This window comes from Reichenbachiella sp., assembly GCF_039969095.1.
Classification (GTDB): Bacteria; Bacteroidota; Bacteroidia; order Cytophagales; family Cyclobacteriaceae; genus Reichenbachiella.
Window position 1 is genome coordinate 498,263 of sequence record NZ_JBDVOL010000010.1, and the last position, 25,290, is coordinate 523,552.

Consider the following 25,290-nt stretch of genomic DNA (forward strand, 5'->3'; position numbering starts at 1 on the left):
TCACTCACTTCTTATAGCATCCACAGGATTAGAAGTAGCGGCGAGAAAACTGTGGTAGAACACAGTAACAAATCCAATAGCCATAGCTCCAAATCCAGTAATGACAAAAATATCCCACCCGATGGAAATGGTGTAAGCATAATTTTGCAACCATTTACTGAAAGCGATATAAGCGATAGGTGTAATGATGATATTAGCGATTAGGATCAAACTGACAAATTTCCATGACAGATTTCTAACAATCTGACTGACGTCGGCACCCAAAATTTTTCGAATACCAATTTCCTTGTATTTTCTTTCTACCAAAAAGGCAGTAAGGCCGAGTAAACCCAAGCATCCAATAATGATACTCAGTCCAGTAAATAAAAGTAGTAAGTCCGCCGTGCGTTTTTCGCTTTGATATAATCGGTCCAGTTCATTTACTAAAAATGTAGGCTCGATAGAGCTTCCAGGTACGATTTGTTCAAAAGTATTGTAGATATGCTCCATGGCAGCAGATGCTTGGTTTTCATTGACTCTCACATACAGATTGCTGATTTCATGGTCGATATAGGTTAATACCACGGGTCCTATTTTTTGGTGAAGAGAAGTAAAATGAAAGTCTTCTACCACACCAATCAATTTACCAAATGGCATAGGTGTCATTCTGAAATCTTTGCCAATGGCTTCTTCTGGAGTCCAACCTAAATTGCTGATTAGCTTGCGATTGACAATGTAATGCCAGACCGAGTCATTTTCAGACGTTTTAGTGAAATCTGAGCCAGCGATCAATTCAAGTCCCATGGTGGAAATACCATTTCTATCTATAGAAAACCCGGTGCAATTGTTATTCTCTTTGTTGATTAGACCTTCAGCATCAAATCCATAACCTGCTCGTACATTGCCTAATACCTCCGAAGCTTTGGCAGTTTTCTGAATAGTTGGATGATTGATGAGAGCGGCTTCGATGGCGTCCACTTTGTCAAAAGAGGCTTGATCCGCCAATGGAATGACAATGATTTGTTCTTGGTCGAATCCTAGTTTCTTTTCGCTACCGTACATCACTTGCTTGTAGATAATGACTGTTCCCAGAATTAAGAATATAGAAATGGAGAATTGAAAGACAACTAAAGCTTTTCTGAACTTATCACCAGATTGTGCGGAAAGAAAAGAGCCTTTCAGAACTGAAACAGGTTGAAAAGAAGATAGATACAAGGCAGGATAACTTCCCGCTAATGCTGTGATGATTACACCTAGCCCTATTAAAAAGACGAGCCATCGCCAACTATTCGTGACTTCAAATGGAATGTCAGAACCTATCACCTGATTGATGTAGGGTGTTGAGATTTCCGCGATGACAACAGCCAAAATAATAGATAGAAATGTGAGCACTGCAGTCTCCCCTAAAAATCTATTGATCAGTGATTTTCTACTGCTTCCTAGTACTTTTCGTATACCGACTTCTTTAGATTTTTTCTCAGATTGAGCAGTAGTGAGGTTGATGTAATTGATACAGGCGATGACTAAAATGAACATACCAATAAATACAAAGGCGAGTGTGTTATTCTTGTCTCCTCGTTTTCCTACATCGGAGTTGATGCCTTCTTGCATGTGTATTTCAGACAAGGGTTGTAAACTAAAATCAACATTGGCGGCTTCTGTGGCTAATTCACCAGTGAATTCCGTCTTCACTTTGTCAAGAAAAACGTTCTTCACTTTTTTGGTGTCGGCGCCTTTTGTTAGCTGTAGAAAAGTGATAAAGTTCATTGGAAACCATTCTACCCCATATCGACTTTCCAGTCGTTTAAATGATGCCAACGCTCCAATAGGAAAGGATGAATTTCGGGGCGGATTAATCATGACACCTGTAACTAGCATCTCGACGTCGCCATTCACAGTGATAGTTTTACCCATTGGGTCGTCATCCCCAAAATATTTTGCCGCTATCTCTTCGGTTAAAATGATTGTATTTGGCTCATTTAAGGCTGTATTTGAGTCTCCTGATTTGAGTTTAAAATCAAAAATTTTAAGAAAGGAAGGGTCGGCATATGCAAAGTCAGTTTCCTGAAATACTTTATCTCCCACTTTCATGGAAAAATGTACTCTAGAACCTATCGGAAAGTATTTGGCAACTTCTTGTACTTCAGGTATTTCGTTGCCAGCAATGTGCGAAATTTTAGTTCCCGTCACCACCAGCTTTTCCATGCGATCACTACCAGACCAGTGTGTCAATACACGATAAATATTATCTCTCTTAGTATGAAAATTATCAAAACTAAATTCGAAAATAGAATATGAAATGATAACAATAGTGGTGGCAATGCCAAGTGAAAGTCCAAGGATGTTAAGGAGAGTGAAAAATTTATCCTTTTTGAATCTACGAAGACTAATGAGCAGAAATTGATATAGCATAGTAGTTGGGATTTAGGTTTACAATATATTGAATTGCCAAGATTAATGCCAAAGTAAAAATCTATGACTGATGTGAATAGGAGCGGTTTGGATATAAGTTCTATGTTCGATATTGTAACAAATTGTGTCGATTATGTACAATTAAACCCATTGACGTATCTTTAATTTATGGATTTCAGTATCATCATCCCAACGCTTAATGAAGCCAATTATATTGAGGAAACAGTTGCGAAAATAAGAACTTGTCAATCTGGTACATTAGCGCTAGAAATAATCATTATTGATGCTGGGAGTAAAGACGATACAGTAGAATTGATCGATGAAAAAGTAGATGTAGTTTATCGGGATTCAACATTGACTGGTGCTAAGTATAAATCGCTGAACAAAGGAGCTCAAATGGCTAAAGGTGAGATCCTTCTTTTTTTGGATGCGGATACCCTTTTGCCTTCCAATTTTGATTTACTTATTAAAAATGCATTATTGAAAAAAGGCGTAGTGGGTGGTGCATTTGAGTTTCAAATAGATGGAAATGGCATAATTTATAGACTCATTGAATGGATCAATAGAGTTCGATATCGAGTAGATCGGCGATATTTTGGCGATCAGGCTATGTTTTGTAGCAAAAAGTCTTTTGAGCAGGTGGGTGGTTATCCTAAAGAACCTATAATGGAAGCGGCATATTTCTGTCAAACTTTGCGGAAAATCGGAAAACTCGCCTTGATTACCTCCCCAATTCTCACCTCTGCTCGTAGATTCGAACAAGGTAAAGTCTTAAAAGTGTTTTTTAAAGACACCTGGATTTGGATTCAGTTTACCTTGGGATTGAATATCAAAAGGTATGCTTTGGCCTATTGGAAAGAAAATGAAAGTGGGGATAACTTCTCATGAATTATTTTTGAAAGCTTTTGAAAATTGTAGTACTTGTGCCTGTAAAAAATTTACTATCCACCGATCCCAATATGGAAGTGAATTTTCAATCAACTATGCAAAATTAATGAGTGAGGAGACGATCAAAGAAGTTTTTGATATCATCGTCAATATGGAAGTGGTAAAGGCACAAAAGGAGCTGCCTGAATTTGATGAAGAAGATGCCAGCGCTTCCATTGTAGATGCACTTAATATTGTAACTGTCGCACTCGAAGACAGACAAGCCGAGGTAGACAATCTAAAAGAAACCAATAAGGAACTCTTGCTCTCTTTGCAAGAAGTTAGTCGCTATCAATCTGCGCTAGACATTTCTTCTATAGTCAGTATTGGTGATGAAAAAGGAAATATCATTTATGTAAATGATATGTTTTGTCAATTGTCTGGATATGAAAAGGACGAACTCATTGGTAAAAATCACAACATTTTAAAGTCTGATCAGCATAAAAGAATTTTCTGGGATGGTATGTGGCAGATCATTAGCCAAGGCAATATTTGGCATAATGAAATTATGAATCTCAACAAGGAGGGGATAGGCTATTGGGTGGATACTACGATCGTTCCTTTTTTTAATAGCAAGGGTGAAATCGTCAGCTATTTGTCCATGGGACACGACATTACCAAAAGGAAGCTACAAGAAGAAGAAGCCAAGGAATATCATTTGCAATTAGAAAGTATCAACAAAAACTTAGAAGATTTTGCGCATACGGTTTCCCATGATTTGAAATCACCACTTAATAATGCAAAAGGTTTAGTGTCGATCATTGAAGCTTCGCTTGGGGATGATCAACCAGCAGAAGTGAGCGAATATCTCTCTTTACTCAATCAGACGAATGACAAAATGCGGTCGTTGATTGATGGAATCTTGCAGTATTCCAAAGCTAGTGGTAGAGACGCTAAATTGGATAGAATCCTCCTTGAGCCTTTTATTCAAGAAGTATCAGATACATTGACTGAAAAGGGTAAGGCCAAGTTGATATTCAAAAATACGTTGCCAGAAATCAGCTACAACGAAACGGTATTGAGGCAGGTAGTTTCAAACTTAATGAGTAATGCGATTAAGTTCAATGATAAAGAACAGTGCGTGATTGAGTTTGCTAGCAGCATGGATGACAATTATTATCACATCAGCATTTCGGATAACGGACCAGGGGTAGCCAAAGAATATCAAGAAGATATGTTCAAGTTGTTCAATAAAGTGAATAAGGATGAATCTAAAGATAGCTCAGGGGTAGGATTGGCTACGGTCAAGAAAATTATCAATGAAGCAGGTGGTAATATTTGGGTGGATTCTGCCCTTGGTCAAGGGACTAAATTCACTTTTACTGTACGAATCAAACCAAAGGTTCATTGGTAAAATTTCACATCGTCGATCCAGAATCGGCGTGTGCCACCGCCAGTCTGGTAGTCTACCCAGCCGATCATGAGTGCTTCAAAAACGGGAAAGATCCATTTGTCATCTAAATCATGCGATACACAACCTTGACCTTCTCCTAAGACGGTTAGGTCTTTAATTAACTCATCATTAAGCCAAAATTTCATTATTTGATTCGTGCCGTCAAATTGCCAACCGATTTTAACCCATTCTTTCTCTGGTATGGCAGTAGCCGAATGATGCCAACAGTCTGTCTTCTTTCCTTTGGTATCGTAGTTGGCCATGAAACGCTTTTCGTGCTGACCGCCGTATCGAATTTCACTTTGAAAGCCTTGATTCGGTACAGGTCCAGCTGCTTGGACCATTGTCCAATGAATACCATCAGGCGAAGCTTCATCAAGCCATATAAAAAATGAGCCTGTAATTCGATTGTACATGAATGGAAAAAGTGGTGTGCCTTCTAGTCTCAGAAAAGCTCGGTTTTTAAACCCTTCACCCGATTCAAAATAGACCGATTGATTTCCTGTATGGCTTTTAGTAGTGTCTACTCTTACGATTCCATCGCCAGCCGTGCTCCAGGGTCCAAGAGGTGCAACTCCCTTGTCGTAGAATTCAAAACTATCGTGAAATGTCAAGTCTCCATCAGACTTACAACTCATAAATAAAACTAGTGTGAAGCAAAGTCCTATGGAAAGGATCTTGAATCCAGAGACTTGAGTCTTAAATCTGAGACTCATCCTTTCTTACTTGCGTTGAACAACTTTTGCTTTTCTTCCTTGCTCAAGCTTTCGTAGCCGGATTGTGATATTTTGTCCAATATTTTATCGATCTCTGCCTGATCTGCAATGTTACTTGCCGTGGAGGATGATTTAGTACTGCTGGCCGTAGAATAGCTCTTGGTTCTTTTCTGATTGCTACTTACTTTCATTTTAGGCTGTGAGACAAAAAAGCTCTTAAAGAATCGCATCACAGCACCAACCCAAGCCCCCCAATCTGTTCCTGATTGGAGTTGTTTGATATATACATAACCCATCAATGCTCCACCAAGGTGGGCAATATTGCCACCAGCATTTCCACCTACAGAGCCAAGGAATGAAATTACAATATAGAATCCAGCAATATATTTTATTTTGACAGGCCCAAAAAACAAAAGGAAGAAAGTGTAATTAGGTGCTAATGTTGCTGCAGCTACTGTGATAGCGTACACTGCAGCGGAGGCTCCAACCATGCCATGAAAATTCGAGTTTTCGGCATAAAAAGGAACAAAATTGTAAACGAATAAATACAATAGTCCACCCGCCAAAGCACCTACAACATATAGATTGATCAATTTTTGATTGCCGATGTATTCAACAATAAGTTTTCCAAACCAATAGAGCACTAACATGTTAAAAAGAATGTGGAAGATACTACTCAAGCTATGTGCAAATGCATAAGTGATCAGTGTCCAAGGTCTCAGAATAAAATCTGCAAATAAGGGTGGAATGGAAAATTGATCATATACAAAATCTGAAATAACAGAGAACCCAAAGATTTTACCGAAGACGTTAAGAACGGCTAATACCAAGAAAACGATCACATTAATGATAATGATCTGTGGTAGTGCATTGTTTGGTCTGCGCCAAGCATCTTTAAACTCATGTAAAAAATTGTCCATCATATATACTGCTGTCTTTAAAGTTAGTTTACAACTTCTGAATTATGAATTAATTACTTTCAATGATTTCAAATTGGCCAGGAGACACCTTGATTGGCCCAGGAAAACCTTTACCCAACACTTTCATCTCATCATCATTCAGGCCATCAGAGTTCTTAAAACCTTCATTTACCACTTGTTCAAAAGCTTCCTTAGAAGCCCAAACTACAATATTGACAAAATTAAATTGGTTGTCTGGGTTTATAGACTTATAGAAAGTAGAACTAACGTAACCAGGTTTAGACTTAAAATATTCAATGTACTTGTTTCGAATTAATATGGCTGTATTTTCCCAGCCTTTTGGGGCTTCAATAGAATTGATTACCGTTATGGTTTTATTTGTATCCATATGAATTAATAAAAATTACCGCGTTGTCTTTGCCAATATTTGAGAATGATAAAAGCAATAAGCATACCACTCAAATGAGTGAAGTGAGCCACGTTGTCACCTCCAGTTCTATTGATCTCTGAATAGAGCTCATATGCACCATAGAAAAACACCAGATACTTGGCCTTAATAGGTATCGGTGGAAACAGCAGCATCAATTCTGTATTGGGGAAAAGCATCGCAAAGGCCAGTAGCACACCAAAGACTGCACCTGAAGCACCGATCATTGGGATATTACTGATGTCATTGTAAATCGTTTTTACCACATCTACTGCTTGGCTGGCATAGCTAGGATTGTCATAATACTCATCATTGAAATCTTCAATTCTGAGCATGTCAAATCTTCTAGATTTATAAGTATGTGTATAAATGTAGAAATCGTCGGGGTTTGGATTGGCAATGAAAGCTTCAGTGTCTTCACTCAAGTTGCCTTTTCCAATAGTATCTACAACCCCATACAATACACCTGCGCCAATTCCAGTAATCAAGTAGAAGGTCAAAAACCGCTTAGAACCCCAGACTCGCTCAAGCATTGGGCCAAAGACAAGGACTGCAAACATATTGCTCAGTAAATGCCAAAATCCACCATGCAGCCACATATAAGTGACATATTGGAAAATATAAAAATGGTCAGAAAACAAATAATGCACTCCAAATATAGGAGACAGATTTACATTCAAAAATGTTTCAATAGCCAGAAGTACGGCATTGATGATTAGTATATTCTTGACGATAGGTGTCAGTTGAAACATGTGCTATTGATTAAAAAACTCTGCAATTTTTTCAAGTCCCAATATAATAAATGTTGGGGTGCCGTTTGGCGTATAGTTCGGTTGGTGACAAGCAAACAGTCGGTCTATCAAAGTCCTTAGTTCTATACTGTCATTTGAAATTTTTGTTTTGCTCGCTGATCTTTTTGCAATCGATCGAGCCATATTTTCTTGGGTACTTAGTGAAAGTTCAGATTTATTGAACTTGAATTGTTCTAATAAGCCTTCGAACAATTCTCTCTCATTGATGTTTTTGATATCAGCAGGTATACCATTGATGGCGATAGTGTTTTTACCAAATTCTTCAAACTCAAAACCCAAAGCACTGATTTCTTCTTGTAAATCCATGACCAGTGAGTAGTCAGCAGGGTTCATTTCAAAAGTGACTGGAAACAGGCTTCGTTGTGAAGCACCTGATTTTTTATGTAAGGTTTCTAGATATTTTTCATATAAAATACGCTCGTGGGCTAATATCACATCCACGATCATGACACCCTTTTTTACTTGTTTGAGCACGTACTTGTCGTGCATCAATATCGGTTTGGCGTTGGATTCTTCTACTTCCAGATCTACAGATTGCTGGGAATTTACTTCACTCTGAAAGATCATTTGTGGTGTATCTAAACCTGCCAATTCCTCCTGTCTAATCTCAGCAGGAGAGGGTCTGGATTCGTCGATGGCTTGCTCATACATTTCGTCCCATCGGGTGCTCTTGCCCTGCTTGTCCAAAGATTTAAAGCTGCCGTAGTTGCCTTCGTTTCGTGTGGGTGCATTGAAGTGTGAATTGTCAATGGCCAAATTTTTAAAATTCACATCCGACCCAAAATCCAAGCTTGGGGTCACATTATGCGTGCCTAATGCTTGTTTTACTGCTGCTTTGATAATGCCATAGACACTGCGCTCGTCATCGAATTTTACTTCCGTTTTAGTCGGATGTACGTTGATGTCAATATGCACTGGATCCATTTCAATAAACAAAGCATAGAAAGGAAATTGACCTTCTTGAATCATACTCTCGTACGCACCTTGAATGGCATGGTTGAGGTAACTGCTTTTGATAAAACGGTTGTTGATAAAGAAGAACTGTTCTCCTCTGGTTTTTTTACAAAACTCTGGAGTGCCAATATAACCTTCTACTTTCAGCCAATGGGTTTCTTCCTGACAAGTGATCAACTGTTTCTGATAATTTTTCCCGAATAGAGAAACGATTCTTTGACTCAATTTACCAGCCGGCAATTGATAAATCTCCTTATCGTTTTGTAAGAGCAAAAAACTAATGGTAGGGTTAGATAAGGCCACTCGATGAAATTCATCTAAGATATGACGCATCTCCACAGGGTTGCTTTTCAAGAAATTTCGTCTCGCTGGAACATTGTAGAATAAGTTTTTAACTGCTATGGAGGTTCCTTGATTGGCCGAAACAGGTTCTTGTTTTTTGAATTCGGAGGCTTCGATATGTATGAAAGTAGCCAATTCAGCCTCTGCTGTTTTGGATTTTAGTTCTACTCTTGCCACGGCAGCAATAGAGGCTAGTGCTTCTCCACGGAAGCCCATTGTTTTGATTTTGAATAGATCTTCGGAAGTAGAAATTTTGGAAGTAGCATGCCGTTCGAAGCACATGCGTGCATCAGTCTCTGACATACCCATTCCGTTGTCAATAACTTGAATCAATACTTTGCCAGCGTCATTGATAAGGAGCTGAATATGAGTTGCGCCAGCATCCACACTGTTTTCTAGCAATTCTTTGACTACTGAAGCGGGTCGTTGTACTACTTCGCCTGCTGCTATTTGATTGGCGATAGCATCTGGTAGCAGATTGATAATGTCTGGCATTAATCTTTAGATTTATTTCTTCCTTTTAATCTAAAATAGAAGTAGAGTGGAGAAAGTAATAAATAGATATAAAAGACGTCATTGCCATAAAATACCCAACCCACAAATGTGACTAGCATGACAGCTGCTATTAGCATTTGCATCACTGATGCCTGGCTAGACTTTCTTTCTCTTTTACGAAAAGCCGCACTAATGCTAGACGTATATTCGTTTGAGTTAGAATCCTTGTTTTGGTTGGCTCTAGCGGCTTTCAATTTGCCTTCAATTTCCTCTTTGATGGGATCGTAGTAGCGGGGTTCGTAATGAAACTGACTAAATTTACTTGTACGGATCAATGAGGGAAATTTCATTTTTTTGTATTTTGAAAACTCAACAAATCAAATCATAATTTACCATTGATGAAAAAAAATGGCACTCTTTATGTATGCTATGCGTTGGATAAATAATATATGAATAATTTTCAGCTTAACTACTTCCATCCACCTGTAGTAATACTTTGATTATTCTGTATGCAAACTTACTTAGTTTCTATTTTATTACGGACAATTACAGGTAGAGTTGGCCTTCTTTTTTGCCTGGTGTTGACAGTTTTTACTTGTTCGGGGGCTATTAGCAATTCTATGAACCCTGTCGAGAAAGACAGTTTGTATGCTCAGTGGAGCAAGTCCAAAACCACTTTGCCCACACTTTTTTATTCGTTGAGTGATTTTAATGACTTTTCTGATCGTGTAGAAGCAGAAAGCTTAATACGGATGTATGGTGTTGGAGGAGTTATTGTCCCAAATGGAAATTCCCAAGAGGTTGGAGCGTGGATTAATAAAAATAAAAATTGGCGCTCAGAGCCTTTGATACATGTCGCGTCCATCAAAAATATATTTGAATTCCCTTTTGAAACGGAAACAAAATACCCAAGTCAGTTATCAGTGGAATGTTTCAACTATGACAGTTTAGCTTATTGGTTAGGGCAAGCACATGCTTATGATTTTAAAAAATTGGGGATTGGGCTTGTTCAAATTCGAACTTTACCCTCGAATTATTCAAAACATGAATTGAAAAAAGTAGACCTGTATCTTCAGGGACTTGAATCAGGTCATATAGCTTTCTTTTTCGGAGATGAAGCCACTTTGTTGGCAATGAAACAACCACTTTTAGATCTTACAAAATCTGAGTTTATAACTATTAATCAAATTGATCAAAAGGACTTTTTAGAAAAGAAAACGCTAAAAAAATATAGAAAAGAAACAAGAGATAAAAGAATAGTTTGGAGCCTATCTAATCAGATTGAAAATGATGTGCAGCAAATTGAACGAGGCGTTGGGATTATGATGGTATCAAGACAAGCCAAGCCTCAGTCGCTGATAAATACTATTTTGAATGAAAAACTACCAACTAAAGGAGCTTATAAACAACAAGCCAAAGATTATTTTAGGCTATTGAGTGACATTGAGACAAACCTAGCGCTACCAATGGATGAGAAAAAAAATTGGGCGAGGATCAAAGGTGATTATGAATTTCAAGAGATAACCTTAATTCAGAATCCTAATGATTTAGTGCCAGTCAGTCACTTGGAGCAGAAACGAATTTTTACCATCTCCGAAAATGAAGAGTTTAGATTTCGAATCGATAAATATTTGGCCAGCACTCATTTATCAATTCAAACGATTGATCAGGGTTTCGATTCTTTAATGAAAAAACTCCCCTCTGACGCTTTGGTGATAGCTGACTTGACGGCGTTAAAAAATTCTCAGGCATTAGAATCAGCTTTGATTTTATTTGATTCATTGAGTCAAAACCGATCTGTGATCGTCATGCTGCATGGAAATGAAGAAATTATTAAAAACCGAAAGGGGCGAAGTGCTATGATATGGAACCCTAATCCATCTGATCTGAATATGGATGTGATGGTCGAAATGGTTTTTGGGGCTAGAAGTATTTCTGGCGCATTACCTGGATATTATAGTCAAGAAGGTAGTAGGAAAGGAATCAGTGTATGGTCAAATGGTCGATTATCTTATATGCCCAAAAAAGAACTACAAATCGATCAAAATATCTTAAACCAAATAGATACATTGATTGAACATGCAATTCGAGAAGAAATGATGCCTGGATGCCAGATCATGATGGTGAAAGATGGACAAGTGGTTTACGATAAAAATTTTGGTTTTCTAACTTACGATAGCCTAACACCTGTGCAGTGGGATCATGTCTATGACATTGCTTCTGTCACAAAAACAGTTGCCACCGTGCCCGCACTCATGCATAGAATGGACAAAGGAAAGGTGAAACTCAATGGGTCTTTAGGTGAGTATTTATCCAATATAGATACGACCAAAGCTCAACTGGTTGTAGATGATATATTGACACATCAATCAGGTTTAAAATCTTATATCCCTTTTTGGAGAAACGCTAAATATTTTACAGATAGCGCTAAATTCTTATATAAGAAACGCAAATGGAGGAGAAGTTACACTTATCATCCAATCAATTGGAATGATTCCATACAGTCTTGGATCTCGAAGTCTTCTTACAACAGTTTATCTAATCAGGATGGAACATATAGATACCTCTATAGCGATTTGGGTTTTATATTGATGAAGGATTTGGTTGAAGAAAATTGTGATTGTGCATTTGATCAATCCTTAGATGATTTAGTCTACAAACCCATGGGAATGAATTTTACCACTTTCAATCCGTTAACAAGAATGAGCAAAGAACGGATTGCTCCTACAGAAAAAGACAAGTACTTTAGGTCTGAACTCTTGAGAGGAGTGGTGCATGACAAAAATGCGGCCCTATTGGGTGGAGTAAGTGGTCATGCAGGATTATTTTCCAACGCTAACGATTTGGCTAAGTACATGCAAATGTTACTACAGGGCGGGTATTATGGAGGTGTAAGATATTTCTCTGATTCTGTAGTTCGAATATTCACCACAAAAAAGAACATCAATGATAGAAGAGCGATGGGGTGGGACAAACCCTATCACTCCGTGGGAAATGCGTCCAAATACGCATCAGAGGAGTCTTTTGGGCACTCTGGTTTCACAGGGACATTGGTTTGGGCAGATCCTAAATATAATCTAGTGTATATATTCCTTTCAAACAGGATTTATCCCGACCCTCAAAATTATAAACTTATAGAAAGTAATACTCGTACTAAAATCCACGACCTAATGTATGAGTCGTTTTTGAATTTAGCAAAGGAATCGAACTCAGGGAGCTAATATTCTGTTGGGATGTGAGTTTGGTAATGATGAGCAACCTATTTTCGCAAAACCAGAGCCTAACATGAACAAAATTTTAAGTAATACATGAATATAGGAGTTGTTTGTTATCCGACCTATGGCGGATCAGGAGTAGTTGCGACCGAGCTGGGTAAGGCCATGGCGGCAGAAGGCCATAAGGTTCATTTTATCACCTATTCACAGCCGACTCGACTGGATTTTTTTAGTGAAAATCTATTTTACCACGAAGTTGATATCAAACCGTATCCACTTTTTCAGTATCCTCCATACGAGATTGCATTAGCGAGTAAAATGGTGGATGTAGCCAAAAAGGAGAAATTAGACCTTTTTCATGTGCACTATGCGGTTCCTCATGCTTCAGCTGCATACATGGCTAGGGAGATATTAAAGGTGGAAGATTTGCATATTCCATTTATCACAACACTGCATGGTACGGATATTACGATAGTGGGTAAAGATGCCTCTTTAGAGCCAGTAGTTACTTTTTCTATCAATCAGTCTGACGGTATTACATCGGTTTCTAGTGATCTGAGCAAGGATACTTACGACCATTTTAAGATTACCAAAGAGATTAAAGTCATACCTAATTTTATTGATTTAGGCCGATTTAAGAAACAAAAGAAGGATCATTTCAAAAAGGCGATTTGTCCGAATGGAGAAATGCTCATCGTGCACACTTCCAATTTCAGAAAGGTAAAAAGGGTGCAAGATGTCGTCAAAGTTTTTAATGAGGTTAGAAAGACCGTGCCAGCTAAATTACTTTTGGTAGGCGATGGGCCTGAACGATCAGCTATTGAAAAATTGGCTGAACAGTCTTGTAGTATGGACGATGTCCGTTTTTTAGGAAAACTAGAAGCAGTTGAAGAAGTATTGAGTGTTTCGGATTTATTTTTGATGACTTCTGAAAAAGAAAGCTTTGGATTGGCTGCCTTAGAAGCAATGGCATGCGAAGTGCCTTTGATATCGACTAATGCAGGAGGTCTTCCTGAATTAAATATTGATGGAGAAACTGGTTATTTGTGTGATGTCGGAGATATATCGGATATGGCAGCAAAAGCGTTACAAATTTTAGACAAGGACAATTTGCCTAGATTTAAAGCAGCTGCTTTAAAAAGAGCCAAAGAATTTGAATTGTCTAACATACTACCTATGTATGAAAATTTTTATCGACAGGTAGTAGCTGAATTCAAAGAAAAAATTACCGTAAATTAGTTTGATGACATTTGTCATCTTAAAATGAATTGCTCGTTATTGCATTTATTTTAGGTTTATGGATATGTTTGCAGTACAAAACTTGATTTAAATTGTTATTCTAATTGCTTCATGGAGAACAAAGCAAAAAATTCTGGATCTGGGCAAGTTTTTAAGAACCCAATCTTAGAAAAATTGACCAAAACTCACATTTCAATGCCCTTAATCGCTTTTTCAGCGGTTTCCTCGTATTTAATTTATACAGGTTCAACGGAATATGGTTTAAATGCAGTAACCATTGTTTTATTGTTTTTGGCAGGAACGCTTGCATTTACATTTGTTGAATACCTGATGCATAGATTTTTGTTTCACATGCCTGAAACTACTCCGGCTAGAAAGAAAGTTGTTTATACTATGCATGGTGTGCACCATGATCACCCTAAAGACAAAGACAGATTGGCTATGCCAGTACCTCTGAGCTTGACCATTTCATTTTTGTTTTTTTGGTTGTTTAGATTTTTAATGGGTGAAATGGTATGGGGATTTCTGCCAGGATTTTTAATGGGTTATGCAGGATATCTTTGGATTCATTTTATGATTCATGCCTTCCAGCCACCAAAGAACTTTTTTAAATTTTTCTGGGTACACCACGGAATCCATCATTATAAACAGCCCGAGCGAGCTTTTGGTGTTACTACTCCGATTTGGGATTTGGTATTCAGAACCATGCCTAATAAATAAATTAGGCTATTCTCGTTTTTTATCTTTCTTCGGTTTTTTGGGCTTAGGTTCCAGAATCATTTTGAACGTAGCGTCTCTGATGAAGAGAATCGTGTCCTGCACTAGAGTGGCTAATATGGGTCTACGTCCCGGCATTTGTCTTTGCTAAATTTTAGTTGGAAGCAAGCCTCATTAAATTTATTAAAATTATACCAACATTAAGTGGTTTATCCAGTTTAATGTTACGAGTTTTAATAAGAAAAAAAGGAGGATGATAGGCTATAGGTTTACTGAATATATACCAGAAAAAAAGGAGTCTAGTGACACCTTTGACAATCTGTGGAATATTTTTAGAGAGTTGTTGCTCATCACATCTGGTGATCCCAATGAGGCATTGAGTTGGTTGACGAACCTTGACAAACAGCACAATATTTCAAGTGATAGTTATGGTATCGGAGATTTCATAGAAGAATTGAGAGAAAAGGGCTACTTGGATGAAGAACGACAAACAGGTAAACTGAAAATCACAGCGAAAACCGAAAACGACTTTCGGAAAAGTGCTTTAGAAGAGATTTTCGGGAAACTAAGAAAGTCAGGTAGAGGAGATCATAACACATTTACATCTGGAAGAGGAGAGGAGAAAGGTGTAGATATTCGTGATTTCCAGTTTGGTGACTCGCCTGATAATATTTCCGTTACTGACAGTTTAAGAAATGCGCAGATCAATCATGGATTTAACGATTTCATGTTGACTGAAAATGACCTGGAGGTAGTAGAGAATGAATATAAAACGCAGACTTCCACGGTATTGATGATTGACATCAGTCATTCGATGATTTTATATGGCGAAGACCGCATTACACCAGCCAAAAAAGTAGCCATGGCTCTTTCAGAACTTATTCTGAGTAAATACAAAAAGGATACACTGGATGTAATCGTGTTTGGAAATGATGCTTGGCAGATCAGCATAAAAGATTTACCCTATTTGAATGTGGGACCCTATCACACGAATACCGTTGCAGGTTTGGAATTGGCCATGGATATTCTACGAAAGAGGAAAAATCAAAATAAACAGATATTTATGATAACTGATGGTAAACCTACCTGTATGAAAGTTGGCATCAAGTATTATAAAAATAGTTTTGGGCTCGACCCCAAAATACTAAAGAAGACGATGAACTTGGGTGCTGCTTGCCGTAGGTTGAATATCCCAATTACTACATTCATGATAGCTTCTGACCCTTACCTGAAACAATTCGTGAAGGAATTTACGGCTGTCAATAATGGCAATGCTTATTATAGTGATCTAAAGGGTTTGGGTCATCTGGTATTTGAAGATTTTAAAAATAATAGAAGAAAGAATTTATAAATGACGAATGCATACACCAGCCTGAGTGCTGATGAAAAATTGGCAATAACAACGTTGGGTCAACTCAAAGCTTCGGGCTATGAACCCCAATCAATTAAAGATGAATTAAGAAGTAATCTCATATCTGCTATTCAATCCAGTGAAAATGTATTTGAAGGTATCTGGGGATATGAGGATACGGTAATTCCTGATATAGAACGCGCCATTTTATCCAGACACAATATTAATTTGCTCGGACTTCGTGGACAGGCAAAAACTCGGATAGCCAGAATGATGGTCGGTCTATTAGACGAATGGGTGCCCTATGTGCATGGTAGTGATTTGAATGATGATCCTTTGCAGCCATTGTCAAGGTTTGCTATTGATGTAATTGCAGAAAAAGGTGACGATACGCCGGTGAACTGGCTCAATCGCGAAGATCGTTTTACAGAAAAACTCGCTACTCCAGATGTGTCAATTGCCGATTTGATCGGAGATGTTGATCCTATCAAAGCGGCCACATTGAAGCTGCCATATTCCGACGAGCGAGTGATTCATTATGGCTTGGTGCCTCGTTCTCACCGTGGTATATTTGTCATCAATGAGTTGCCAGATTTACAACCTAGAATTCAGGTAGCCTTGTTCAATATTCTTCAAGAAGGAGATATTCAAATCAGAGGATTTAAACTCAGACTACCTTTAGATATTCAGTTCGTATTTACCGCGAATCCAGAAGATTATACAAACCGAGGAAGTATAGTGACTCCGCTGAAAGATCGCTTGGGTAGCCAGATTATTACGCATTATCCAAAGACGGTTGAGACTGGTTTGAAAATCACGCAACAAGAAGCAGCAGTGGCCAAAAATACTTCCGGTAAAATTGTAATAAATGAATTGGCGAAGCTACTGATAGAACAAATTGCGATAGAAGCTAGATCTAGTGAATATGTAGATGTGAAAAGTGGTGTATCCGCTCGATTGACAATTTCAAGTTATGAGAATCTAGTCAGTGCAGTGGAGCGCAGAATACTGAAAAACAATGAGCCTGAAGGTCACGGACGAATAGCAGATTTCATTGGAATTGTACCTTCTATTACAGGAAAAATAGAATTGGTATATGAGGGGGAACAAGAAGGATCAGGGATAGTTGCTCAGAATTTGATAGGAAAGGCAATTAGATCATTGTTTACGGACTATTTTACTGACCCTGATCAAGTGAGAAAGAATCGTGAAATGAAAGATCCTTATAAGCCTATTGCTGATTGGTTTGGTAATAGCAATATGATTGATTTACTGCACGATTATTCTCAAAAGGAATATAAAAGTGAATTAAATAAAGTCTCTGGTTTAGCAGAATTGGTGAAGAACCAAATCAAAGACAATAAAGATGAAAATTTTAAGCTTTTTTTGATGGAGTTCCTGCTGTTTGGACTAGTAGAATATAGTTATTTAAGCAAGCACCCATTAGATAAAGGAATGAGAATTGACGACTTACTTGGAAGTATGATTTCGGGTTTTACTGACCCGGAAGAAGATCTTGAAGATCCATCGTAACGGAATTGAAAGTAAATCGTCTTAATGAAAATAAAAAACATGTCTGAAATAATCAAGACTACGGAAATAGCTAGAAAATACGTGATGGGTGCTGAAACGATCCATGCACTAAAGTCTATTAGTATTTCAATTAAAAAAGGAGAGTATGTGGCTTTTATGGGGCCTTCGGGTTCTGGTAAATCTACCTTGATGAATATCATTGGTTGTTTGGATACGCCGAGTGCAGGTACTTATATTCTCAATGATCATGATGTGTCTGACCTGGATGAAAATGAATTAGCAGAGATCAGAAATAAAGAGATTGGCTTTGTATTTCAAACTTTCAATTTGTTGCCCCGATCTACTGCTCTTGAAAATGTGGCCTTACCTTTAGTATACGCAGGTATGGGTAAATTTGATAGAGAGGAGCGTGCTCATGAAGTGTTAGACGGAGTGGGGCTGTCGGATCGAGCACTGCACAAACCAAATGAACTATCTGGTGGACAAAGACAACGAGTAGCTATAGCTAGAGCCTTGGTGAACAATCCTAGTATCATTCTGGCTGATGAGCCTACTGGAAACTTAGATACCAAAACTTCATATGACATCATGGAGTTATTCGAACAGCTACATGCTCAGGGCAATACTATCATTATGGTAACTCACGAAGAAGATATTGCTCAGTACGCACATCGAGTTATTCGTTTAAGAGATGGTTTAATTGAGAGTGATGAATTCAACAAGGATATCAGAAGAGTCCAAGCTGTTGAATCTTAAGTGAATCAATAGTTAGGTTTCTATCTAAGGGAGAAGCTTATTTGGAGTGTTTTTAAGTGGAATAAAGCTTAATTACATGAACAAGCTAATCTTAATAATCTGCTTATTAATCATTTCCAAGACTGAAATACTAGCTCAAAATGAAGAGCTCAAAAAACTAGACTTCTTTATTGGGGAATGGGAACTAGTAACTAAGGCCAGTCGATCAGATGGGTCTTCCATGATAGGAAAAGCCAGAACAAAGGCATATTATATCTTAGACCAAACAGCCATTCAAGATGACTTTTATGCACTTGATCCCTCTGGCAATGTAGTGTTTAGAGGCACCAGCATCCGTAGCTTCAATAGTCAGAGTGGTAAATATCAAATTGTTTGGCTAATGCCAGGTATTGATGGTATAACTGAAATTTCAGGGGTTTTGTGCAAAGGAAAATTGGTCACCACAGGAAAAGGATATGACGCTAATGGAGCTTTTATTGAGCGATTTGAGTATTATGATATTCAACCAGACAGTTACTCTTTCAAAATGGATAGATCTTATGATGAGGGCAAAACCTGGATACTAAACTTCTCAAGTTTTGACGCAAAAAAAGTGAAGTAGCAACGCCACTTCACTTATACCTTTTTCTACTTGCTACTGACTCAGAGCGCTTCTCCTAATGAAGCCAAACGTTTACTAGGAATCATTCCTTTGATAGAAATTGACTGCTCATTCATAATGTACCTTAGTTTTCCTTCTGCTATATACACTACTGCATTTGCCCCTTTCTGAATATGAGCTTTATCCTCACTGACGAGTAGAACGCTTTTATCGTACAAACTAGCATACAATGGCTTGATCAAACCGCCTTGTGCTTCAGATAAATACACCAAATGACAATTTTGAGCATCGCTAGTATTGTTTAATTTAACTACCTCCAAGTTTTCTTTACGTGAGGCAAATCGAACCAATTCTGCATAAATAGGTGAGTTGCCCATAACGCCAACTTTGATAATTCCTGGCTCATTAGGCCAAACGATGTATTCGGTAAATTTATAAACAAGTAAAGCCTTGAATTTGTCTGATTCATCTGAAAAGGCAGAATGGTTCAAAGTCATGCAAAGTGCTGCAACTACAAATAATTTCATCTCATGGAATTTTAGCTGTTGACGGAGATTAGTTTTTTACTAATTTCCACCTGGCAAAGGTGAGTAGATATAAGTCCCCTATCAATAGGGTATTCTCTGATTTTTGTAGGGTATATGCTTAAATTCACTTGCTTCGCATAAACCAAAGCGTGATTCCTTCGCTTATGTAGTTCCAAGTGTGATAGACTTCAAAGCCATAACGTTCATATACGCGTTTGTTTTTTGCAATTGATGTCTCTAGATATATAGGTAGGTTTTCCTTTTTAGCTTCTTCAAAAATCGCTTTTTGTAGTTCATGTGCAGCACCTTGTCCTTTGCCTTCATCACTTACACCAAAAAACCAGAAGTACATAAAATCTCCGGTTTTAGGTCTTTGTTTCTTTACATAATTATCGCGCTTCAATACTTTGAAAATGCGTTCAATTCCAATGGCTGAAATGGCCAATACCATCTGATTCCAATAATCAATTAAAATTTCTTTATGACCATTAAACCGGTAGCATATTGCAACTCCAGTTCGGTCTGTTGACAGAAATATAGCATTCCTTCTGAGTGCCGTTTTAAAAACATATCTAGCCAAAGCACGCATGCGCTGTGGCTCCTTTTTATCATTTTTTAAAATAGATAGTACACTGGGGTTGTAAGGAAAAGATTCAGCTATTATATCTACAACTAGAGATTGGTCGGCTTTGGTGGCTTTTTGCATAAAAGAATGTGTCAGTACCGCTAAATTAGTTGTTAGGTTGGAAATACCTAAAATTAAAAAGCCATCGCAAGTCTGCGATGGCTTTTACCCCTCAATTCATCCCACAATTTTTAATCTATAAACTATTGAAAATTATAATTCAACCCTAGTCCAAACATGGCTCCGATTTGACTACGTGTGACATTGAATACTGGCTTACTATTGGCTTCAATGCCTTCGTTGAAAATATCATTTCCAAATACGTAAGTAGTCAATTGATTATCCAGCCACTTCTTCTCAATTCTAAGATTTATGATTGTTCGATCATTGTCTGGTGCAATTGAAACCGTGTTTGGCTCCGAAATTGCAATGTTTTCAAATCGCTCTTGATTGACCAAATAATTTCCTTGCGTATTGAATTTAGTACCATAAATCATACTCACACTCAAATTGATTTGCTCAGGAAGTTCAAAGTCACCTTTGAATCTAAATACATGAGAAGGTACTTTGGAAACTTCTGGTGTATGATCTGTATCTATAGATGGATCATTTATATCAAAATCAGGATTTTCTTGTAGTTCCCAAGTTGATTTCAAATAGGAGTGTGTCAACTCAAATGTGATTCCATGTACTGGAATTATCCTTACTGTACTTTCTGTGCCTAAGGTAGTTCCTTTCACATAGTTACCATATAAGTAATAAGTAGCAAATCTTCCTGGGTTAGTCGGTGACTCTGCATTGAACTGAGCAGCTGCGTCCGGAGAGATTCCTATTCCATCTTGAATGCTTGTATAATAAAAATTGGATTCAAAAGTCAATTGATTATCTATGTTAGCTCTAAAACCAGCTTCCCATGTTCTGAATCTTGTTGGAACGGTATGAGAACCATTTTTTACAGCTACACTCGGGTTTTCATCCATCAGCCCTTGTGCTGTAGCTTCTATAACAGTCATTCCTTCTGGTGAGCCTATGTATGCAGAAGCCATGGCTTGTGCTGTAGCATCATCTGCGCCACCGGCCACTGCAGCATCATATGCTCCTTGATATACTCCTTGTGTAGCTGCTTGTGTCCAAGCTTCTTCAGATGGTGTTTGAAATAAGTATAAATCAATGTTGGTGTTGTTGAAACCAGGCGTACTGAAAGACTGCGTGAAACCTCCCCAAACGGTGAAATTTTCTGTAGGAATGTAACTCACTTTAGCCATTGGTGATAGATAAAAATCATCATTTACCAATGAGTAATTTTCGGCTTTGATTCCAAGTAGGAAGTTTAATTTCCCATCAGCTAACTTGATTTTGTCTTGTATGAATGCCCCTTTCAAAGATTCAGTGCTTTGTGCATTCGTATAGTTTATCGCACTTGTTGCATTAATATCATGAACATCAAATTTGTTGATTCGGTAGTTGAAGCCTACACTTAAATCATTTTGATCTCCAATAGAGAGGTTATCTTGAATTTCAAAATCAATGGTAGAGTTGGATATATCAAAACCACCTGAAAGCCTGTGGAAATCATTTTCCATGTTGGTAGATGCCCTGACAAACAAACTATGGTTTTCATTGAAGCTATGATCGTATCTAAGATTACCTACGAATCTATTTGCACTCACATCATTCCCTGTTAAAACATCACTGCCGGAAAAAGCAAAATCATCTCCAAAATAACTGCTGTAATCAGTAGTTTTAAGCGTATTGTAATGAGAGTTGAAAGATAATGAGCCATTTTCATTGACATTGTATTTCGCTTTAAGTCCCATACTAAACATATCACTTTTGTCAAAGTCTTCAGTAAATCTACTATTTGCTAGAACTTGATCTCCATCTTCGTCTGTACCTGCCAGAGACTCCCACCCTTTGAAAAGTCTCATTTTACCATAACCTGAAATCGATAATTTGTCGTTTATTGCTCCACCAGCTCTAACACTTGTAGCTACATATCCTGCTGATGCTACCTCAGCTCTTGCATTGACTCCGTCATATTTATCAGGCGTTTTAGTGAAAATATTTACCACACCTGTGGCAGAGTTTGCACCATAAACTGTTCCGCCCGATCCTCTTATTACTTCAATTCTGTCGATTTCATCTAGTGGAATATCGAAATTTCGAAATGAAAAGGAAGATGACATTAAATCCTGGATTGGAGTACCATCCAGCAGGTAAAGCACGGTACCTGTCAATCCATTGGTCACTTGCGAATATCTTACATTTGATTCTGCAGAAGAATATTCATCTTGTACGCCCCAATAGCCTGGCACCAATCTTAAAATTTCATGAATAGTAGTAGCACCAGAATGTTCAATATCCTTGGAAGTCACTACATAAATAGAAGAAGAGACATCTTGTAGCCTTTCAGCCTTTTTAGAAACTGAAGTAATCTCAAGATTCATTAAGTCTTCAAGAGACATTTCAAATATGCCTTCGTCTACTTCTTGCGCAAGTAGATTTGGGCTTATTATTATGCCGAAACTCAGCATGTAATAAAATAGTTTGTTTTTTAATCGCTTCATAGTTTTTGATTTAGGGTGTATCCTTCTTTGCTTTCTTACGAAAGCCTGAAGTTTGCCTGAATTAAAAGTTTTCTTGAGTTAGATTGTTTTGCCCAAAGCCAGAAGTTTGGAGCTAGGTATCATTTTTTTATCTCTGATACTTTTTTCATGAATAAGAAATCTAAGTTTTCCACTTTCTAAGTAGAAACCAATATCCGAGCCTTTTCCTGTGAGGTCGCTGTTTTCAGAGACCATTAATACGCTTTTACTACCAATGGCCGAATTGTATGCATCCACCTGAGAATCGGAAGATTTTGGTAGAAAAATGATGTCACATTTACTCACATCACTAGGGCCTGCAATATTCATTACCGTCATATTGCCTTTAGAGGCAGCGAAAGTGGATAGTTCTTGGGACACATCAGATTTTCCAGCCATACCAACGGTAATATTCTTTTTACCAGATGGCCACTCGATGTACTCGGCAAATTTGTAAATAAACAGGGCTTTAAATTTGCTTTCTTGCGCTTGACTTTGAAAGGATATCAAAAGGCCTAGAGCAAGTGCCAATCCAAAAATATTTCTTTTATGCTTCATTAAGTTTTCATTTAAGTTTTCAGTTCAGATCAATTGTTCTCTTCTTTTGCCAATTTAAATTTGCTTACGCTGTCTTTCAAGGCAGAAGCTACGTGAGTCAATTGTTCTGATTTTTGGTTATAATTTTCCATTCCGGAAGACAATTCCGTAGCAGAACTCGCTACTTCTTCTGTGCCTGCCGCTGTTTGCTCAGCAATCACTACAACAGATTCTGTAATAGAAACTACTTTCCCAATATCGGATTGCTGGAATTGTGTTGCGTTCACAATTTCTTCAGAATAGGAAAGTGTTCTACTAGTAGAGTCTGTAATTTCTTTAAACACTTCTGAGGCTTCGGTGGAAGCTTGACCACCTACCTTTACGCTCTGATTCATGGTTTCCATCACTTCAGCAGCTTGTTCTGTATCTTTCTGAACATCTGCGACAAGTGTTTCAATTTCACGGGCTGAGCTTCTTGAATCTTCAGCTAATTTTCGAATTTCTTCAGCAACAACTGCAAATCCTCTACCAGCATCTCCAGCTTGGGCAGCTTCAATTGCTGCATTTAATGCCAAAAGATTGGTTTGAGATGCGATTTCGGTGATTACGCCAAGTACTCTTGTGATCTCTGCAGATCTCTGAGTCAATACTTTTATGGAGTCGTTTGTTTTTACTGAGTAAACAGAAATTTCCTCCATACTGGTGGCTACGTTGTCCACCATTTCTTTCCCTTTTTTACTACTTTCTACACCTGATTTTGCCGCCTCATTAATATTTGCAGCTTTACTTCCCATTTCGTTGGATGAGTTACGGATACCTTCTACAAGGTTTGATGCTTCATCTACTTTCACTACTTGATTTTGTGCTCCTGAACTCATTTGCCCTATCGCGGAAGCTATTTCTCCTGTATTTGCCGACATCTCTTCGCTGGCGTTCAGCATTTCGGTCGAAGCTTCTTCTACTACCACAGCACTTTCTGATATTTGCAGTAATAGTTTGTTAAGGTTAGAGGTAGCTTTATTCAAATTGCTAACCAGCGTATAAATATCTCCTTTAGAATCGAGTAAATATTTATGAGTAAGGTCTCCGTCAGCTAGTGCTGTTACAATTTTATTTACTTCTAGTATTGGTGTAGCAATCGAATGTAGCAAGTGATTGATCGTATCACTCAATTCTAACCATGCGCCTTCTTTGGCCTCTGTAGATATTCTAGTGTCTAATCGACCATCTTCACCAGCAGCTTTTACAACCTCGTTAGTTTCATTTATTACCTTTTTAAGGTTAATCCGCATGGATAGTAAGGCATGTCCTAATACATCATCTTCGCTCAGTGCGTCGAAACGCGCTTCTAAGTTTCCTTTTCCTATTTCACTAGCAAATTCTGACGACGATTTAAATCCTAAAATCAAGGAATTAATTCCGTGACTCATCTCTCCAATTTCATCATTATTCATTACTTGGATGGATTCAGGAATTACACCACGTCTGATTTGACCAATTTTTTCTTGTAAAGATTTTATTGGTTTTGTAATATTTCTTGACAACCATCCAGAAATAACCAATCCGAAAACTGCTCCCATCAAACCAAGTATAAAAATAGCTAGACTTAGATCAGAAAATGACTCTCCCATAGTCGTATTAATGACGTTAGTTTCAGCAGACTTGAGAGCCATAGTGGCATCGAGTTTTTCAATTAACTCATCACAAATAGGGATAATATTGCCTTCTACTAAATCTTCACAGATAAATAATGTCATGGCATCTTCATAGGCGAGCGCCGAATTGAGACTTTCCATAACTGTTTTTTGGTCTTCCAAAATACTATCGAAAGTATCCAATATGGAACCTATAATTTCCGCTTCTTCAGGATGAGTAGTGGTAATTATGGTTTGAAGTTTTTCTTTGAGAGCGGGATAGGTTTCTTGGTGAATAACTCTAAGTTTTTCTTTATCCTTTTCGTATCTGCTCACATACACCCAGTTTGTCGAATAGGCCTTACTGTCTTTTATGAGATTCCGAAAATCACCATAAGTATTAAGAGTAGGGTATACGTCTTTGAATACTTTGTTTAGTAAGTCAATGCTATTATTAAGTGTGCTATAGGTATATAGTCCGTTGAGAACGATCACACCTATGAGTACATAAAAGCTAATTCGGATTTTTCTTCCGATTGTGAAGTTGATTTTAATCAGATGCCTAAGCTCCATCATTGTTTTGGTTCTGTTTT

Annotated in this window: 21 protein-coding genes; 9 read left to right on the top strand and 12 right to left on the bottom strand. The window is 37.8% G+C overall.

Annotated features, from left to right (window positions below):
- Nucleotides 1–2,391 (bottom strand): ABC transporter permease, encoded by a 2,391-nt coding sequence (locus ABJH98_RS05390; protein ID WP_348306609.1) that lies wholly within the window; start codon nucleotides 2,389–2,391, stop codon nucleotides 1–3.
- Nucleotides 2,392–2,559: 168 nt separating this feature from the next.
- Between ABJH98_RS05390 and ABJH98_RS05395 the strand changes: the two genes are divergently transcribed.
- Together ABJH98_RS05395 and ABJH98_RS05400 are read left to right on the top strand one after the other, a co-directional pair.
- Nucleotides 2,560–3,279 (top strand): TIGR04283 family arsenosugar biosynthesis glycosyltransferase, encoded by a 720-nt coding sequence (locus tag ABJH98_RS05395; protein WP_348306610.1) that lies wholly within the window; start codon nucleotides 2,560–2,562, stop codon nucleotides 3,277–3,279.
- Between the two features lie 106 nt (nucleotides 3,280–3,385).
- Nucleotides 3,386–4,672, top strand: a complete 1,287-nt coding sequence (locus tag ABJH98_RS05400; protein WP_348306611.1) for a PAS domain-containing sensor histidine kinase — start codon at nucleotides 3,386–3,388, stop codon at nucleotides 4,670–4,672.
- Here the strand turns inward: ABJH98_RS05400 and ABJH98_RS05405 are convergent.
- The 6 genes from ABJH98_RS05405 to ABJH98_RS05430 are packed head-to-tail and all read right to left on the bottom strand — an operon-like array spanning nucleotide 4,663 to nucleotide 9,727.
- Complete coding sequence (locus tag ABJH98_RS05405; protein WP_348306612.1) at nucleotides 4,663–5,427, bottom strand: hypothetical protein; 765 nt, start codon at nucleotides 5,425–5,427, stop codon at nucleotides 4,663–4,665. The two genes, ABJH98_RS05400 and ABJH98_RS05405, sit on opposite strands and share 10 nt — an antisense overlap.
- Nucleotides 5,424–6,350 carry a rhomboid family intramembrane serine protease gene (locus ABJH98_RS05410; RefSeq protein ID WP_348306613.1) on the bottom strand — a complete coding sequence of 309 codons (927 nt, stop codon included), beginning with the start codon at nucleotides 6,348–6,350 and terminating at the stop codon, nucleotides 5,424–5,426. The genes ABJH98_RS05405 and ABJH98_RS05410 overlap by 4 nt, the downstream gene beginning before the upstream one ends.
- Before the next feature lie 46 nt (nucleotides 6,351–6,396).
- The gene (locus ABJH98_RS05415; protein ID WP_348306614.1) at nucleotides 6,397–6,735 is read right to left on the bottom strand and encodes an antibiotic biosynthesis monooxygenase; all 339 of its coding nucleotides are present in this window, start codon (nucleotides 6,733–6,735) and stop codon (nucleotides 6,397–6,399) included.
- Nucleotides 6,736–6,740: 5 nt separating this feature from the next.
- Nucleotides 6,741–7,526: a rhomboid family intramembrane serine protease gene (locus tag ABJH98_RS05420; RefSeq protein WP_348306615.1), complete on the bottom strand. Its 786-nt coding sequence runs from the start codon at nucleotides 7,524–7,526 to the stop codon at nucleotides 6,741–6,743.
- Between the two features lie 3 nt (nucleotides 7,527–7,529).
- Complete coding sequence (mutL, locus tag ABJH98_RS05425; protein ID WP_348306616.1) at nucleotides 7,530–9,377, bottom strand: DNA mismatch repair endonuclease MutL; 1,848 nt, start codon at nucleotides 9,375–9,377, stop codon at nucleotides 7,530–7,532.
- Nucleotides 9,377–9,727 carry a hypothetical protein gene (locus tag ABJH98_RS05430; RefSeq protein ID WP_348306617.1) on the bottom strand — a complete coding sequence of 117 codons (351 nt, stop codon included), beginning with the start codon at nucleotides 9,725–9,727 and terminating at the stop codon, nucleotides 9,377–9,379. The genes mutL and ABJH98_RS05430 overlap by 1 nt, the downstream gene beginning before the upstream one ends.
- 270 nt (nucleotides 9,728–9,997) lie before the next feature.
- On the opposite strand from ABJH98_RS05430, the gene ABJH98_RS05435 reads away from it, so the two are divergent.
- The 7 genes from ABJH98_RS05435 (at nucleotide 9,998) to ABJH98_RS05465 (ending at nucleotide 18,789) form a co-directional block, all read left to right on the top strand.
- Complete coding sequence (locus ABJH98_RS05435) at nucleotides 9,998–12,598, top strand: serine hydrolase (protein ID WP_348306618.1); 2,601 nt, start codon at nucleotides 9,998–10,000, stop codon at nucleotides 12,596–12,598.
- A gap of 87 nt (nucleotides 12,599–12,685) precedes the next feature.
- On the top strand, nucleotides 12,686–13,831 hold the full coding sequence (gene bshA, locus ABJH98_RS05440; RefSeq protein WP_348306619.1) for an N-acetyl-alpha-D-glucosaminyl L-malate synthase BshA: 1,146 nt from the start codon (nucleotides 12,686–12,688) through the stop codon (nucleotides 13,829–13,831).
- A gap of 111 nt (nucleotides 13,832–13,942) precedes the next feature.
- Nucleotides 13,943–14,551 (top strand): sterol desaturase family protein, encoded by a 609-nt coding sequence (locus ABJH98_RS05445; RefSeq protein WP_348306620.1) that lies wholly within the window; start codon nucleotides 13,943–13,945, stop codon nucleotides 14,549–14,551.
- A gap of 250 nt (nucleotides 14,552–14,801) precedes the next feature.
- Entirely contained in the window at nucleotides 14,802–15,899 is a 1,098-nt protein-coding gene (locus tag ABJH98_RS05450) for a hypothetical protein (RefSeq protein WP_348306621.1), read from the top strand.
- Entirely contained in the window at nucleotides 15,900–17,432 is a 1,533-nt protein-coding gene (locus tag ABJH98_RS05455) for a sigma 54-interacting transcriptional regulator (protein ID WP_348306622.1), read from the top strand.
- A gap of 39 nt (nucleotides 17,433–17,471) precedes the next feature.
- Nucleotides 17,472–18,188 (top strand): ABC transporter ATP-binding protein, encoded by a 717-nt coding sequence (locus tag ABJH98_RS05460; RefSeq protein ID WP_348306623.1) that lies wholly within the window; start codon nucleotides 17,472–17,474, stop codon nucleotides 18,186–18,188.
- A 76-nt stretch (nucleotides 18,189–18,264) separates the two neighbouring features.
- Nucleotides 18,265–18,789, top strand: coding sequence for a hypothetical protein (locus ABJH98_RS05465; RefSeq protein ID WP_348306624.1), 525 nt, complete (start codon nucleotides 18,265–18,267; stop codon nucleotides 18,787–18,789).
- A gap of 41 nt (nucleotides 18,790–18,830) precedes the next feature.
- Here the strand turns inward: ABJH98_RS05465 and ABJH98_RS05470 are convergent, their stop codons facing one another.
- The 5 genes from ABJH98_RS05470 to ABJH98_RS05490 form a co-directional block, all read right to left on the bottom strand.
- A complete protein-coding gene (locus ABJH98_RS05470) occupies nucleotides 18,831–19,316 on the bottom strand; it encodes a YfiR family protein (RefSeq protein WP_348306625.1) in 486 nt (161 codons plus the stop codon).
- A gap of 124 nt (nucleotides 19,317–19,440) precedes the next feature.
- A complete protein-coding gene (locus ABJH98_RS05475) occupies nucleotides 19,441–20,022 on the bottom strand; it encodes a GNAT family N-acetyltransferase (protein ID WP_348306626.1) in 582 nt (193 codons plus the stop codon).
- 122 nt (nucleotides 20,023–20,144) lie between these two features.
- Nucleotides 20,145–22,508: a TonB-dependent receptor gene (locus ABJH98_RS05480; protein ID WP_348306627.1), complete on the bottom strand. Its 2,364-nt coding sequence runs from the start codon at nucleotides 22,506–22,508 to the stop codon at nucleotides 20,145–20,147.
- Between the two features lie 78 nt (nucleotides 22,509–22,586).
- Nucleotides 22,587–23,084 (bottom strand): YfiR family protein, encoded by a 498-nt coding sequence (locus tag ABJH98_RS05485; RefSeq protein ID WP_348306628.1) that lies wholly within the window; start codon nucleotides 23,082–23,084, stop codon nucleotides 22,587–22,589.
- A 29-nt stretch (nucleotides 23,085–23,113) separates the two neighbouring features.
- Nucleotides 23,114–25,273, bottom strand: coding sequence for a methyl-accepting chemotaxis protein (locus ABJH98_RS05490; protein WP_348306629.1), 2,160 nt, complete (start codon nucleotides 25,271–25,273; stop codon nucleotides 23,114–23,116).
- Between the last annotated feature and the right edge of the window lie 17 nt (nucleotides 25,274–25,290).